13 protein-coding genes are annotated in these 13,952 nt (G+C 68.4%); all 13 read right to left on the minus strand.

Annotation, left to right across the window (positions count from 1 at the left end):
• On the minus strand, window positions 1–304 hold a 304-nt coding region (locus NVS89_RS22160; RefSeq protein WP_441296724.1), incomplete at its 3' end, for a POTRA domain-containing protein.
• Between the two features lie 270 nt (window positions 305–574).
• On the minus strand, window positions 575–1,720 hold the full coding sequence (gene rseP, locus NVS89_RS22165) for an RIP metalloprotease RseP (RefSeq protein WP_258734956.1): 1,146 nt from the start codon (window positions 1,718–1,720) through the stop codon (window positions 575–577).
• 118 nt (window positions 1,721–1,838) lie between these two features.
• A complete protein-coding gene (locus NVS89_RS22170) occupies window positions 1,839–2,660 on the minus strand; it encodes a phosphatidate cytidylyltransferase (RefSeq protein ID WP_258734957.1) in 822 nt (273 codons plus the stop codon).
• Between the two features lie 4 nt (window positions 2,661–2,664).
• Complete coding sequence (locus NVS89_RS22175) at window positions 2,665–3,438, minus strand: isoprenyl transferase (protein ID WP_258734958.1); 774 nt, start codon at window positions 3,436–3,438, stop codon at window positions 2,665–2,667.
• 38 nt (window positions 3,439–3,476) lie between these two features.
• Window positions 3,477–4,040, minus strand: coding sequence for a ribosome recycling factor (gene frr / locus NVS89_RS22180; protein ID WP_258734959.1), 564 nt, complete (start codon window positions 4,038–4,040; stop codon window positions 3,477–3,479).
• Window positions 4,041–4,151: 111 nt separating this feature from the next.
• Window positions 4,152–4,886, minus strand: a complete 735-nt coding sequence (gene pyrH, locus NVS89_RS22185) for a UMP kinase (RefSeq protein WP_258734960.1) — start codon at window positions 4,884–4,886, stop codon at window positions 4,152–4,154.
• Window positions 4,887–4,982: 96 nt separating this feature from the next.
• On the minus strand, window positions 4,983–5,906 hold the full coding sequence (gene tsf / locus NVS89_RS22190) for a translation elongation factor Ts (protein ID WP_258734961.1): 924 nt from the start codon (window positions 5,904–5,906) through the stop codon (window positions 4,983–4,985).
• Between the two features lie 136 nt (window positions 5,907–6,042).
• On the minus strand, window positions 6,043–7,047 hold the full coding sequence (locus tag NVS89_RS22195; protein WP_258734962.1) for a 30S ribosomal protein S2: 1,005 nt from the start codon (window positions 7,045–7,047) through the stop codon (window positions 6,043–6,045).
• 105 nt (window positions 7,048–7,152) lie between these two features.
• Entirely contained in the window at window positions 7,153–7,488 is a 336-nt protein-coding gene (locus tag NVS89_RS22200) for a hypothetical protein (protein WP_258734963.1), read from the minus strand.
• A gap of 121 nt (window positions 7,489–7,609) precedes the next feature.
• Complete coding sequence (gene dnaE, locus NVS89_RS22205) at window positions 7,610–11,044, minus strand: DNA polymerase III subunit alpha (RefSeq protein WP_374114628.1); 3,435 nt, start codon at window positions 11,042–11,044, stop codon at window positions 7,610–7,612.
• 305 nt (window positions 11,045–11,349) lie between these two features.
• Window positions 11,350–11,829 (minus strand): hypothetical protein, encoded by a 480-nt coding sequence (locus tag NVS89_RS22210; protein WP_258734964.1) that lies wholly within the window; start codon window positions 11,827–11,829, stop codon window positions 11,350–11,352.
• 108 nt (window positions 11,830–11,937) lie between these two features.
• On the minus strand, window positions 11,938–12,618 hold the full coding sequence (locus NVS89_RS22215) for an ABC transporter ATP-binding protein (RefSeq protein WP_258734965.1): 681 nt from the start codon (window positions 12,616–12,618) through the stop codon (window positions 11,938–11,940).
• A gap of 7 nt (window positions 12,619–12,625) precedes the next feature.
• Window positions 12,626–13,900: a lipoprotein-releasing ABC transporter permease subunit gene (locus NVS89_RS22220; protein WP_258735082.1), complete on the minus strand. Its 1,275-nt coding sequence runs from the start codon at window positions 13,898–13,900 to the stop codon at window positions 12,626–12,628.
• Window positions 13,901–13,952 lie beyond the last annotated feature (52 nt).

The raw sequence follows: 13,952 nt of genomic DNA on the forward strand, positions 1-13,952 counted from the left end.
TCGACTGCACCTCGCTGGCGAGCTGCTCGTCCTTGAGCTTCTTGTTGCCCTCGAAGGCGACGCGGTTGATGACCTCGTTCTCCTTGACGGAGACGACGAGCCGGCCGCCGCGATGGCTGATGGTGACATCCGAGAACAGCCCCGTCGCGTAGAGCGACTTCAGCGCCTCGTCGATCTTCGCCGGCGTCAGCGACTGTCCCGGATCGGTCGCGAAATAGGAGCGGATCGTGTCCGCGTCCACACGCTGGTTACCCTCGACGATGATCGAGCTCGAACTCTGGGCGACAGCGGCGACGGGCGCCACGACAGTTCCGGCGACACCGGCAACAGCCATCAGTGCGACGACACCGACGACCGAGGCCATTCTACTCACAAACCGGACACAAGCAGCCATCTGGTGCGCAACCTTACCGTTGTTCTGACGTCGTGACCGCAAGCGCGCGCACGCTGCCACGATCCTTCACCGTGCGTCCCGCTTGTACAGGCTTTTGCTGGGCCTGCAAACCGAACGGAACCCTCACAGACACCTTTTCCCCGAGGCGTGGCGCGTGCGCCACGCCGCTCTCCAAGCGGCTCAAGATTTTGATATATTGAGGATATCGTTCCAAGTCGCAAACAGCATCAGCATCAGCACCAGAGCCAGTCCGATCCGGAAACCCACCTCCTGCGCCCGTTCGCTGAGCGGCCGGCCGCGCAGCGCCTCGATGGCGTAGAAAAGCAGGTGTCCTCCGTCCAGCAACGGTACGGGAAAGAGGTTAAGAAGACCGATCGACACCGAGAGCACCGCGGCGAGCTGAAGCAGCGCCGCCATGCCGAAGGTCGCGACCTGACCCGATACCTGCGCGATTCGGATCGGCCCGCCAAGCTGGTCGGCGGATTCGCGTCCCGTCACCACCCCGCCGATATAGCTGAAGGTGCGGTCGACGATGAACCAGACCTCGCGCGCCGCCATGGTGACGGCCTGCACCGGGCCGTAGGTCTGGGTCTTGATCTCCCCGCCCCCGGTCGAGCGCGAGATTCCCAGCACGCCGAGCCGCTGCACGTTGCCGAAGCGGTCGGTGATCTCGCGCCGGTCCGGCGTCGCGGTCAGCGTCAGGTGCTGGCCATCGCGGTCGATCTCGATGCGCAGCGGCTCGTCGGCGCTGACGCTGACGATGCGCTGCATGTCGCTGAAGGTCTCGATCGGCGTGCCGTCGATGGATAGGATGAGGTCGTGCGGCTGGAACCCGGCCTTCTCCGCCGCGCTGCCCGGCTGCACCGCGTCCACCAGTGGCGTCATCACCGGCCGGCCGACGGTCATGAACAGCACCGAGAAGATGACGATGGCGAGGATGAAGTTGGCGATCGGGCCCGCCGCCACGATGGCCGCCCGCGCCGCCACCGGCTTGTGGAAGAAGCTGCCGCGCCGGTCGGCCTCGCTCATCTGCTCGAGCTGGGCACGGTCGGGCGTGCTGGCGGCGTTGTCGTCGCCGAGGAACTTGACGTAGCCGCCGAGGGGAATCGCGGAAATCTTCCAGCGCGTGCCGTGCCGGTCGTAGAAGCCGACCAGCTCGGGGCCGAAGCCGATGGAGAACGCGACGATCGTCACGCCCGCCCGGCGCGCCACCCAGAAATGCCCGAGCTCGTGGAAGAAGACCACGATGGTGAGCACGAACAGGAAGGGGATGACGTAGCCGAGAAGCCAGCTTGCGGTGCCGCCCATCGAGGCGAGAATTTCCATATCGAGTTTCCCAACGTCTGCGCCGAATGATCCGCAGCTCACCCTTTAGGGGTGGTTTAAGGCGAACTTGGGCAAAAGTCCTGAGCAATTGACCGGTCTTTGGCGCCGCGTTGCCGCATTACCAGATCAGCAGCCCCTGGGCCGGCGCGGCACCGTCGCGCAGCAGCCCGACCACGAGCGCCAGCGCGGCCGCGGCGATGAAGCCGTCCAGCCGGTCCATCAGCCCGCCATGGCCGGGAATCAGGGCGCTCGAATCCTTCACCCCGAAGCGCCGTTTCATCGACGATTCGAACAGATCGCCCGCCTGGCTCACAACGCTGGCGAGCACCGCCACCGGCGCGGCCAGCATGAAGCTCTCGATGCCGGCCAGATGCACCACGATCATGCCCGCGAGCGTACCGAAGGCCGTGCCGCCGATGGCGCCGGACCAGGTCTTGTTGGGGCTGACGCGCGGCCAGAGCTTGCGCCCGCCGATCAGCCGGCCACAGAAATAGGCGGCGACGTCGGTGCTCCACACCACGGCGAACAGCCAGACGAGGCTCGCGAGCCCGAGCGCGGGATCGTCCCGCAGCACGCCGACCGGAATCGCCATCGCCGCCGCATAGAGCACGCCGAACGGCGTCCACAGCCGCGCGGTACGCCCGCCGCGCGCGATCAGCGCGGTCGCCACCAGCGCCAGCGCGACGATCATCACCGCCGAGGCCGGCGGACGTATATGGAGAATCAGCAGGGCGGCGAGCAGCCCGGCCCCGCCGACCGACACAAGCACCGCGCGCGGCCGGCCGCCGACGATACCGACCCATTCCCACAGCACCAGCACGGCGGCGACGCCAACCAGGATCTCGAACGGCCATCCGCCCAGGATCGCGGCGCCGATGACGACCGGCGCCAGCACCAGGGCGGAAGCCAGCCTTGGCAGGAAATCGGCACCGAGCCGCACTGCGTCACCGCTCCGTCGGGTCGAGGCCGCCGAAACGCCGGTCGCGCCGGGCGTATTCCGCCAGCGCCTGCTCCAGCCAGCTGCGATCGAAATCGGGCCAGAGCACCGGAAGGAAGACCAGCTCGGCATAGGCCGACTGCCATAGCAGGAAGTTCGACAGGCGCTGCTCGCCGCTGGTGCGGATCACCAGATCGAGTGGGGGCAGGTCGGCGGTGTCGAGCGCGCCGGCGAGGTCCTGCTCGGAGATTTGCGACGCCTCCAGCCGGCCGGCCGCGATCTCGGCGGCGAGCTTGCGCGCCGCGCGCAGGATCTCGTTGCGCCCCCCGTAATTGAACGCCACCGTCAGGTTGAGGCCGGTGTTGTGCCGGGTCAGTTCCTCGGCCTCTTCCAGCAGCGCCTGCACCTCGTTATCGGAGGGATGGCGCTCGCCGATGATGCGCACGCGCACATTCTTGGTGTGCAGGTCCCTGAGGTCTGAGCGGATGAAGCGCTTGAGCAGCGACATCAGCTCGCCGATCTCCGCCGCCGGGCGCGACCAGTTCTCGCTCGAGAAGCTGTAGATCGTCACCGCCTCGATGCCGAGCTCGCGCGCGGCCGCTATCGTCCGGCGCACCGCCTCGACGCCGCGGCGATGACCCTCGGCGCGCGGCAGCCCGTGGGCCCTCGCCCACCGGCCGTTGCCGTCCATGATGATGGCGACGTGGCGGGGGCCCGCACCGCCCGCCCGCGACATCTTCTCCGGTCCGATCGAGGCACTCGGTCGTGCCCCCAGCTTCATGACATTCACGGAGGCCCCCCTCCAGGAGCCTGGCGCGCCTAGACGGCCAGTATCTCTTTTTCCTTCGTCGACAGAACCTGGTCGACCTCGACGATCGACTGGTCGGTAGCCTTCTGGACCTGATCGGACATGCGGCTGAGCTCGTCCGAGCTCATCTCGCCATCCTTCTCCGCCTTCTTCAGCGTGTCGAGCCCGTCGCGACGCACGTGACGGATCGAAACGCGCGCGGCCTCGGCATATTTGTGCGCGACCTTCACCAGTTCCTGGCGCCGCTCCTGGGTGAGCTCGGGAATACGCACGCGCAGCACCTGCCCCTCGGTCTGCGGGTTGAGGCCGAGATTGGAATCGCGGATCGCCTTCTCCACCGCCGAGACCATGCCGCGGTCCCACACCTGCACCGACAGCAGGCGGGGTTCGGGCACGTTCACCGATGCGACCTGACTGAGAGGCATGTGGCTGCCATAGGCTTCGACCTGGATCGGTTCCAGCAGGCTTGCCGAAGCGCGGCCGGTGCGCAATCCGGAAAGCTCCTGTTTCAGCACGCTGATCGCGCCCTGCATGCGGCGTTTCAGATCGGCAATGTCGATCGTCTCAGAGCTCATGGCAAACCTCGTCTCTTCATGCTCCCGGCGCGGCAGGCGCGCCGATAGTCCGCCGCCGGGCCCGTTTCGGGATGCGGCTATATCAATGGTCTTGCGCCCGGAGGCAAGCCGTTAAGGCGCAACCGTGGTCGCGCGCCCCTGCCCCCGGATGGCGGCGGCGATGGCGCCCGGCTCACGGATCGAGAACACCACGATAGGCAGGCTGGCTTCGCGGGCGAGAGCGAAAGCCGCAGCATCCATGACCTTGAGGTCCTTGGCCAGAGCCTCGTCATGCGTCAGCCGGTCGTAACGGGTGGCGGAAGGGTCGAGCTTGGGATCGGCGGTGTAGACGCCGTCCACATTGGTCGCCTTCATCACGGCGTGGCATTCGAGCTCGGCCGCGCGCAGCACCGCGCCGGTATCGGTGGTGAAATAGGGATTGCCGGTGCCGCCAGCGAGCAGGACGATGCGGCCGCGCGAGAGGTGGCGCGCCGCCGTCTGGCGCGCATAGGGCTCGCAGATCGTCGGCATCGGGATCGCCGACAGGGTGCGCGCCGGGCTGCCGGCATGCTCGACCGCCTTCTCGAGCGCCAGCGCATTCATCACCGTGGCGAGCATGCCCATATGGTCGGCGGTGGCGCGGTCGAGCCCCTCGCCGGCGACGCTCGCCCCGCGAAGGATGTTGCCGCCGCCCACGACGACGGCGATCTCGGCGCCGGTTTCCTTGGCGTCGACCAGGTCGCGGGCGATGCGCTCGATGGTCGGCCAGTGGAGGCCGAAGGCCTCGCTTCCCATCAGCGCTTCGCCGGAAACCTTAACCAACACGCGCCCATAGGCGAGATTGTCCGGCTCGGACGGCATCGTCATGGGGCACCTCGGCTTTGCGCGATTCGCGACCGCGCGCAGTAAAGCACGCCGGGCAGCACGGTGACGGCCCGGCGTGGACTTATCAACGATCGGCGATCAGGCGCCGGCCGCGGCCGCGACCTCGGCGGCGAAGTCGCTCTCCTGCTTCTCCACGCCCTCGCCGAGCGCGAAGCGCACGAAGCCGACGATGCGCACCGGCGCGCCGACCCGGCCCTCGCTCTCCTTCACCGCCTGGGCGACGGTCTTGGAGGGATCGTGGATGAAGGCCTGCTCCACCAGAGTGACCTCCTTGTAGAAGGTCTTCAGGCCGCTCTCGACGATCTTCTCGACGACGTTCTCCGGCTTGCCGGAGGCCTTGGCCTTCTCCGCCAGCACGCCGCGCTCGCGGGCAACGACATCCGGGTCGATGGCGGCAGCGTCGAGCGCCTGCGGATTGGCGGCGGCGACGTGCATGGCGATCTGCCGGCCGAGCTGCGCGAGCTCGTCCGCCTTGCCCTCGGATTCGAGCGCGACCAGCACGCCGATCTTGCCGAGGCCCTCGCTCACCGAGCCGTGCACATAGGTGCCGACGACGCCGGACGTCACCTCGAGCTCGGCGGCGCGGCGCAGCGTCATGTTCTCGCCGATGGTGGCGATCGTGGAGGAGATGGTCTCCTCCACCGTGCCGCCGGCCGGGAACGGCGCGGCCTTGATCGCCTCGATGTCGGCGCCGGCGGTCAGCGCCACGGTGGCGATGCCGCGCACCAGCTGCTGGAACTGGTCGTTGCGCGCGACAAAGTCGGTCTCGGAGTTGATCTCGACGACGACGCCCTTGTTGCCCTCGGTGGCAATGCCGATCAGGCCCTCGGCGGCGACGCGGCCGGCCTTCTTGGCGGCCTTGGCGAGACCCTTCTTGCGCAGCCAGTCGACAGCGGCCTCGATGTCGCCCTCGACCTCGTTCAGGGCGGCCTTGCAGTCCATCATGCCCGCGCCGGTCTTCTCGCGCAGTTCCTTCACCATGCCCGCGGTGATGTTGGCCATATTCAATTCCTCACACGATCTCATGTGTCATTCGACGACACGGCCGGCCGGAGGGTTCCGGGCCGGCCGCGCGGTGCAGTATCTGGCGCCGCCAATGCTTGGCGCCGCTATGTGACGCCGTCGCGAAGGCGAACGGTCACTCGACCTCGGCGGTGAGGCCCTTCGCCTGGGCGATCCAGCCTTCGACACGACCCGGCAGGCCGACTTCCTCGCCGAGGCGATGCGCGTCCGCCGCGTCGAGGCCGGCGATCTGCGAATAGTGGAAGATGCCGAGGTCGGTCAGCTTCTTCTCGATCTCCGGCGAGACGCCGGTCAGCTTCTTCAGGTCGTCGGCGATGCCGCGCGGGCCCGAGAGCGGCTCGAAGCTCGACCAGGTGGCCTCGGCCTCGACCGGCAGGTCCTCGACCATCGGCACCTCGGAGGCGCCGACGTCGATGCCGAGATCGCCCTGGGCGCGGCCGATGCCGTCGATCGCGGCGCGGGCGATGAGGTCGCAATAGAGGTTGATCGCGCGGCCGGCATCGTCATTGCCCGGCACCGGGAAGGCGATGCCGTCGGGATCGCAATTGGTGTCGAGGATCGCCGCGACCGGGATGCCGAGACGGCGGGCCTCGGCGACGGCCAGATCTTCCTTGTTCGTGTCGATCACGAACAGCAGGTCGGGGATGCCGCCCATATCGCGGATGCCGCCCAGCGCGCGATCGAGCTTCTCCTTCTCGCGCTGCAGCGTCAGGCGCTCCTTCTTCGTATAGCCGACGCCCTCGCCGGCGTTCAGGAGCTCCTCGAGCTTCTTCAGGCGCGCGATCGAGTGCGAGATCGTCTTCCAGTTGGTCAGCATGCCGCCGAGCCAGCGGGAGTTGACGTAGTACTGGGCCGACCGCTTGGCGGCATCGGCCACCGCGTCCGACGCCTGGCGCTTGGTGCCGACGAACAGCACGCGGCCGCCGCGGGCCACGGTGTCGGACACCGCCTGCAGCGCACGGTGCAACGAGGGCACGGTCTGCGCCAGGTCGATGATGTGGATGTTGTTGCGGGTGCCGAAGATGAACGGAGCCATCTTCGGGTTCCAGCGGTGGGACTGATGCCCGAAGTGCACGCCAGCTTCAAGGAGCTGACGCATGGTGAAATCAGGAAGCGCCATCGTCGTTTCTCGTCCGGTTAAGCCTCCGCGGACATGGCCGTGCCGAGGGATTTCGGCTTACGGCACCGGAACGGCGATGGATGCCCCGTCAGAGCCACGTCTCGGTCACGTCGAAGCGTGCAGTCGTGTCAAAGGGTATCCGGCCGCGAGTCCGCGTGCGGAATGGCGCGGCTTATAGGCGAAGCCGCGCATACGCGCAAGCATATGGGCCGGATGGGACGCAACGGCAAGGACAGAGGCGGATCGCGCCGATTGCGGGCCGGCCCGAAAGCCGCGCCGCCAATGATTCAGCGATAGCCGGCCATGGCCTCGGCGCAGAACTTCTTGCCCGTGGCGCGGCGCAGCCGCCGCCTCGCCGAGCGAAGACCCCGACAGCGTCTGCGCGTTCTGTATCACCTGTTCCTGGTAGATGACGACGCCGGAGGCCTTCTTCAGGCGCATCGCTATGGGCACCGCTCCCGCCGCGATGGCCGAGGCCCCGACCTCGCCCGGGAGGAGAGCCCGACGGCAAAGACCCCGGCGGCGGGATCAGGAAGCACGATCCGAAGGCAAGTTCCCGAGGCTAGTGCGCCTCCACCTCCACCACGCCCGGCACCGCCTTGATGGCGCCGGCGATCTGCGGCGAGAGGCTGAAGCGCCCAGGCAGCTTCACCTCGACCTCGGTCGCCCCGCGCTCGCCGAGCAGCAGCACGAAGGCGACCTCCCCGTCCCCTCGCCCGCCGCCCAGCGCGCCCAGCCGGGCCGCCACGCTCTCCAGCGGATCGGGAGAGCGCAGGAAGATGCGCATGCCCTTCTGCATGCGCGCGGTCGCCGCGTCGAGCGGCTCGGCGGTCTGGATGCGCGCACGCACATCCTCGCCCTGGAGCTCGGCCGAGACCTGCAACAGCAGCGCCGTGCCCGGCTCCAGCAATTCGCGATACTGCGCCAGCGCCTCGGAGAACAGCACCGCCTCGAACTGGCCGGACGGATCGGAAAGCCCGACGATGCCCATCTTGCTGCCGCTCTTGGTCCGCCGCTCCTGCTTGCTCACCACGGTGGCGGCGAGGCGCCCGGCGATCGAGCCCGCGCGCACGGAGCGGGTGAAGTCGGTCCAGCGCTGCACGCGCAGCTTGTCCAGCGCCTTGGCGTAGTCGTCGAGCGGATGGCCGGTGAGGAAGAAGCCGATCGCCTCGTATTCCTTCTGCAGCCGGTCGGCCGGCAGCCAGGGCGCGGCGGCCGGGATCGGCAGTTCCACCGCCTGCGTCGGCCCGCCGAACATGTTGCCCTGCCCGATCGCGGCTTCCGCGCCGACCGAGGCGGCGTGCGCGAGGATCGAATCGATCGCCGCCGCCGCCCGCGCGCGGTTCGGCTCCAGCGCGTCGAACGCGCCGGCATTGACCAGGCTCTCCATGGTCCGCTTGTTCAGCGCCTTGGCGTTGATGCGCGAGGCGAAGTCGGCGAGGCTGGCGAACGGCCTGTCGCCGCGCGCCTCGACGATGGCGTCCACCGCGAGCACGCCGACGCCCTTGATGGCGGCGAGCGCGTAGAGGATGCGCCCCTCCTCGACCGCGAATTCGCGCCCGGAATAGTTCACCGACGGCGGCATCACCTTGATGCCGAGCCGCTGCGCCTCCTGGCGGAATTCCGCCAGCTTGTCGGTGTTGCCCATGTCGAGCGTCATCGAGGCGGCGAGGAACTCGGTGCAGTAGTTCGCCTTCATGTAGGCGGTCTGGTAGGCGACCAGCGCATAGGCCGCCGCGTGGCTCTTGTTGAAGCCGTAGTCGGCGAACTTGGCCAGCAGGTCGAAGATCTCCGACGCCTTGGCCTTGGCGACGCCGCGCTCGACCGCGCCGTCGACGAAGCGCGCGCGCTGCTTGTCCATCTCGGCGCGGATCTTCTTGCCCATGGCGCGGCGCAGCAGGTCCGCCTCGCCGAGCGAATAGCCCGACAGCGTCTGCGCGATCTGCATCACCTGTTCCTGGTAGATGATGACGCCGTAGGTCTCCTTCAGGCTCGCCTCGAGCGCGGGATGGACGTAGACCGCGTCCTCCTGACCGTTCTTCACCGCGCAATAGACCGGGATGTTCGCCATCGGCCCCGGCCGGTAGAGCGCGACGAGGGCGATGATGTCCTCCAGCCGGTCGGGCTTCATGTCGACCAGTGCGCGCCGCATGCCCGCGCTTTCCACCTGGAACACGCCTACCGTCTCGCCGCGGGTGAGCATGGAGTAGCTGGCCGCGTCGTCGAGCGGTATGGTCGACAGGTCGAGCTTGATGCCCCGCTGCGCCACCAGCCGCACCGCCGTCTGCAATACGGTCAGCGTCTTCAGGCCGAGGAAGTCGAACTTCACCAGCCCCGCCTGCTCGATCCACTTCATGTTGTACTGCGTCACCGGCATGTCGGAGCGCGGATCGCGGTAGAGCGGCACGAGCTTCGCCAGCGGCCGGTCGCCGATCACGATGCCGGCAGCGTGGGTCGAGGCATGGCGGTTGAGGCCCTCCAGCTTGGTGGCGATGTCGAAGGCCCGCTTCACCACCGGGTTCGCCTCGCTCTCGCCCTGCAGGCGCGGCTCGTCCTGGATCGCCTGCTTCAGCGACACCGGGTTGGCCGGGTTCTGCGGCACCAGCTTGCAGAGCTTGTCGACCTGGCCGTAGGGCATCTCCAGCACGCGGCCGACGTCGCGCAGCACGCCGCGCGCCTGCAGCGTGCCGAAGGTGATGATCTGCGCCACCTGATCGCGCCCGTAGCGCTGCTGCACGTAGCGGATCACCTCGTCGCGGCGCTCCTGGCAGAAGTCGATGTCGAAGTCGGGCATCGACACGCGCTCGGGGTTCAGGAAGCGCTCGAACAGCAGCCCGAACCGCAGCGGGTCGAGATCGGTGATGGTCAGCGAATAGGCCACAAGAGAGCCCGCGCCCGAGCCACGACCCGGCCCGACGGGAATGCCCTGCGCCTTCGCCCACTTGATAAAGTCAGACACGATAAGGAAGTAGCCGGGAAACTTCATCTTCTCGATGATCCCGAGCTCGAAGGCGAGGCGGTCCTCATAGTCCTTCTCGCTCAGCCCCGGTGCCGGCCCGTGGACGGCGAGCCGGCGCGCCAGCCCTTCCTGCGCCTGGATCCGCAGCTCCTCCGCCTCGTCGCGCTCCAGCGTGAAGCGCGGCAGGATCGGCTTGACCGTGCGCGGGCGATAGGCGCAGCGGCGGGCGATCTCGATCGTGTTCGCGAGCGCCTCCGGCAGGTCGGCGAACAGCTCCATCATCTCCGCCCGGGTGCGGAACCGGTGCTGCGGCGAGAGCTGGCGACGGTCCGGGTCGGCGACGATCCGGCCCTCGGCGATGCAGATCAGCGCGTCATGCGCCTCATAGTCCCCCTCGGCGGCGAAGAAGGGCTCGTTGGCGGCGATCAGCGGCAGCTCGAAGCGGTAGGCGAGCTCGATCAGCGCCGCCTCGACCCGCCGCTCCTCCGCCACGCCGTGGCGCTGGACCTCGACATAGAGCCGGTCGCCGAACAGGCCGGCCAGCGCGGCGAGGCGCTGCTCGGCATGGTCGTTGCTGCCGGCTGCCAGCGCCCGGTCGATCGGGCCGGCAGGGCCGCCGGTCAGGGCGATCAGCCCGCCCGTGAGACCTTCCAGCCAGTCGAGCTTGAGGTGCGGCGCGCCGTCGGCGGCGGTGTCGAGATAGGAGCGCGACACCAGCTCCATCAGGTTGCCCCAGCCCTCCTCGCTCGCAGCCAGCAGCACGATGCGCGGGCGCTGCGCGCTGGCGGGCCCACGCGGCGGGGAGCCGGGAAACTCGATGGCGAGCGAACAGCCGAGGATCGGCTGGACCCCCGCCCCTGCGAGCTTCTCCGAGAATTCGAGCGCGCCGAACAGATTGCCGGTATCGGTGAGCGCGATCGCGGGCTGGCGGTCCTGCTTCGCGAGCTCGGCGAGCTTCGCCACCGAGAGCGCGCCCTCCAGCAGCGAATAGGAGGAATGGACGTGCAGGTGCACGAACCCGACATCCGACAGCGCCATGTTCACCTCTCCCGACTCACTGACTCAAGGGTGGGCGCTCGGGCGCGGCGCGTCTACCGCTCGCGGGCGCCATCCCCGCTGTCCTCAGATGCCGGTGAAGACGCCGGCCCACAGGCCGATCATGGCGACGAACAGCCCGACCGAAGCGAGCGTGGCGACTTCCTGAAGAAGGATACGGATCATGTCGACCTCCATGGAACATATGGAGAACATTACCCCCGCAATCCCCAGAATCAACCCTTGTTCTTCTTTCGTTCCGCGCAATGGTTTACGATACGGAAATATTTGCGGACAGTTTCCCGCTATCAGCGCGGCTCGCGCAGGCGCGGCGGCCAGACGAGATCGAGCCTGAGCTGCAGCCCGGAACGGGCGCTGCCGACGACGATGGCGTCGCAGCGCGCCGCGCGCCCCTTCAGCACCTTCTCGAAATGGACGATCTCGTGCACGGCGACATGGCCGACGCGGGCCTCCTCGACGCGGACCCAGATCGCGGTCAGCTCGCCGGTCTGCGCCGCTTCGGGAATCAGCTCGGCGAGGCACTCCTGCCCCGATGCGGGCGGGTTGCGCCCCGCGATCCGCCCCAGCGCCGGCTGGTGCGCGTCGGCGCCGGCGACGCCGTATTCGAAGCTGCCGTCACCGCTGAGCGCCAGCCGCGCCTTCGGCGCGACGTAGCGCTGGCCGGTCCAGCGCAGGGCGATGATGATCGCCACCGCCGCCGCCACCGCGATGGCGAGCAGCGTCATATGATCGAACCGGCCGAGATACTGCGTCAGATACTCCACCATCGCCCCCGTTCCGCGCCCATGGGCACAAATTAGGGGAGGTAGCATGTCACGGCAACGGCGCCCGAACCGGCGGCCGGTTTCGCCTCTGCCGACGCCCTGCCCGGCGCTCTAGCGCAGCTCGACGACCTTGCCTTCCTGGAGCGTCACCCTGCGGTGCATCCGCTGGGCGAGGTCCAGATTGTGGGTGGCGATCACCGCCGCGAGGCCGGTCGCCTCCACGAGCTGCGACAGCGCGTGGAACACGTGGTCCGCCGTGTGCGGGTCGAGATTGCCGGTCGGCTCGTCCGCCAGCAGCACCCGCGGCGCGTTGGCGACCGCGCGGGCGATGGCGACGCGCTGCTGCTCGCCGCCGGACAGTTCGCCCGGGCGATGCTCCAGCCGCTGGCCGAGGCCGAGATAGCTCAGCAGCTCCTTCGCCCGCGCGGAAGCCTCGCGCCGCGACAGCCCGCGGATCATCTGCGGCAGCATGACGTTCTCGAGCGCGGAGAACTCCGGCAGCAGGTGGTGGAACTGGTAGACGAAGCCGACATCGGTGCGGCGGATGCGGGTGCGCGCGGCGTCGGCGAGCCCGGCGGTCGCTGTGCCGCCGATATAGACCTCGCCCTTGTCCTGGTGCTCCAGCAGGCCGGCGATGTGCAGCAGCGTCGACTTGCCGGTGCCGGACGGCGCGACCAGCCCGACCGACTGGCCCTCCATCACCGTGAACTCCGCGTCGCGCAGGATGTGCAGCGTACCCTCGCCCTGCACATAGCTGCGTTCGATGCCTTCGAGGCGCAATGCGACCGTCATCCTCGCCTCACTCGTAACGGAGCGCTTCGACCGGATCGAGGCGCGCGGCGCGCCAGGACGGGTAGAGCGGAGCGAGGAAAGACAGGACCAGCGACATCAGCACCACCGTCGCGGTCTCGCCCGCGTTCATCTCCGCCGGCAGCCGGCTGAGATAGTAGAGCTCGGGGGAGAACAGCTCGGTGGCGGTGATCCAGGAGATGAACTGGCGTATCTCCTCGACGTTCAGGCACACCACCAGCCCCAGCACGAAGCCGGCCAGCGTGCCGACGACGCCGATCGCCGCGCCGGTGACGAGGAAGATCCGCATGATCGCCCCGCGCGAGGCGCCCATGGTGCGCAGGATGCCGATATCGCGCCCCTTGTCCTTCACCAGCATGTTGAGGCCGGAGACGATGTTGAACGCCGCCACCACCACGATGAGGGTGAGGATGAGGAACATAACGTTCCGCTCGACCTGCAGCGCGTTGAAGAAGGTCGCGTTCCGCTGGCGCCAGTCGACGATGTAGACCGGCCGCTCGGCGGCGGCGTGCACCAGCGGGCGCAGGCGCTCCACGTCGTCCGGGTTGTCGGTGTAGACCTCGATCGCGGTCACGTCGCCATTCTTGTTGAAATAGGCCTGGCTCTCGGTGAGCGGCATGAAGACGAAGGCGCTGTCATATTCCGACATGCCGATCTCGAACACCGCCGCGATCTTGTAGACCTTGATGCGCGGCGTGGTGCCCATCGGCGTGACCGAGCCGCGCGGCGCCACCAGCGTGAGGTTGTCGCCCGCCCGGAGCGAGAGCTGGTCGGCGAGCCGCTTGCCGATGGCGATGCCCGAGCCCTGGTCGAAGCCGTCCAGCGTGCCCTCGCGGATGTTGGAGCCGATGGAGGGCAGCGCGCGCAGATTGGCCTCGGAGATGCCGCGCACCAGCACGCCGCCAGCGTTGAAGGCCGAGGAGGCCAGCGCCTGCCCTTCCACCAGCGGCACGGCGAGCTTGATGCCCGGCACGCCGGCGATGCGCTTGGCCACGGCGTCGTAGTCGGTCAGCGGGTTGTCGAGCGGCTGGATCAGCAGATGGCCGTTGAGGCCGAGGATCTTCGACAGCAGCTCGGTGCGGAAACCGTTCATCACCGCCATGACGATGATCAGCGTCGCCACGCCGAGCATGATGCCGAGAAAGGAGAAGCCGGCGATGACGGAGATGAAGCCTTCCTTGCGGCGCGCGCGCAGATAGCGCAGCGACAGCATCCACTCATAGGCGCTGAACGGGCGCGTGCCGGTCGGCTCGGCGTCCGGCATCGCCGACGCGCCCGTCGCCGCCTTGCTCGCCTTCGCCTTGCCGGCCGATCCC

It is taken from the genome of Ancylobacter mangrovi, assembly GCF_024752355.1.
GTDB lineage: Bacteria > Pseudomonadota > Alphaproteobacteria > Rhizobiales > Xanthobacteraceae > Ancylobacter > Ancylobacter mangrovi.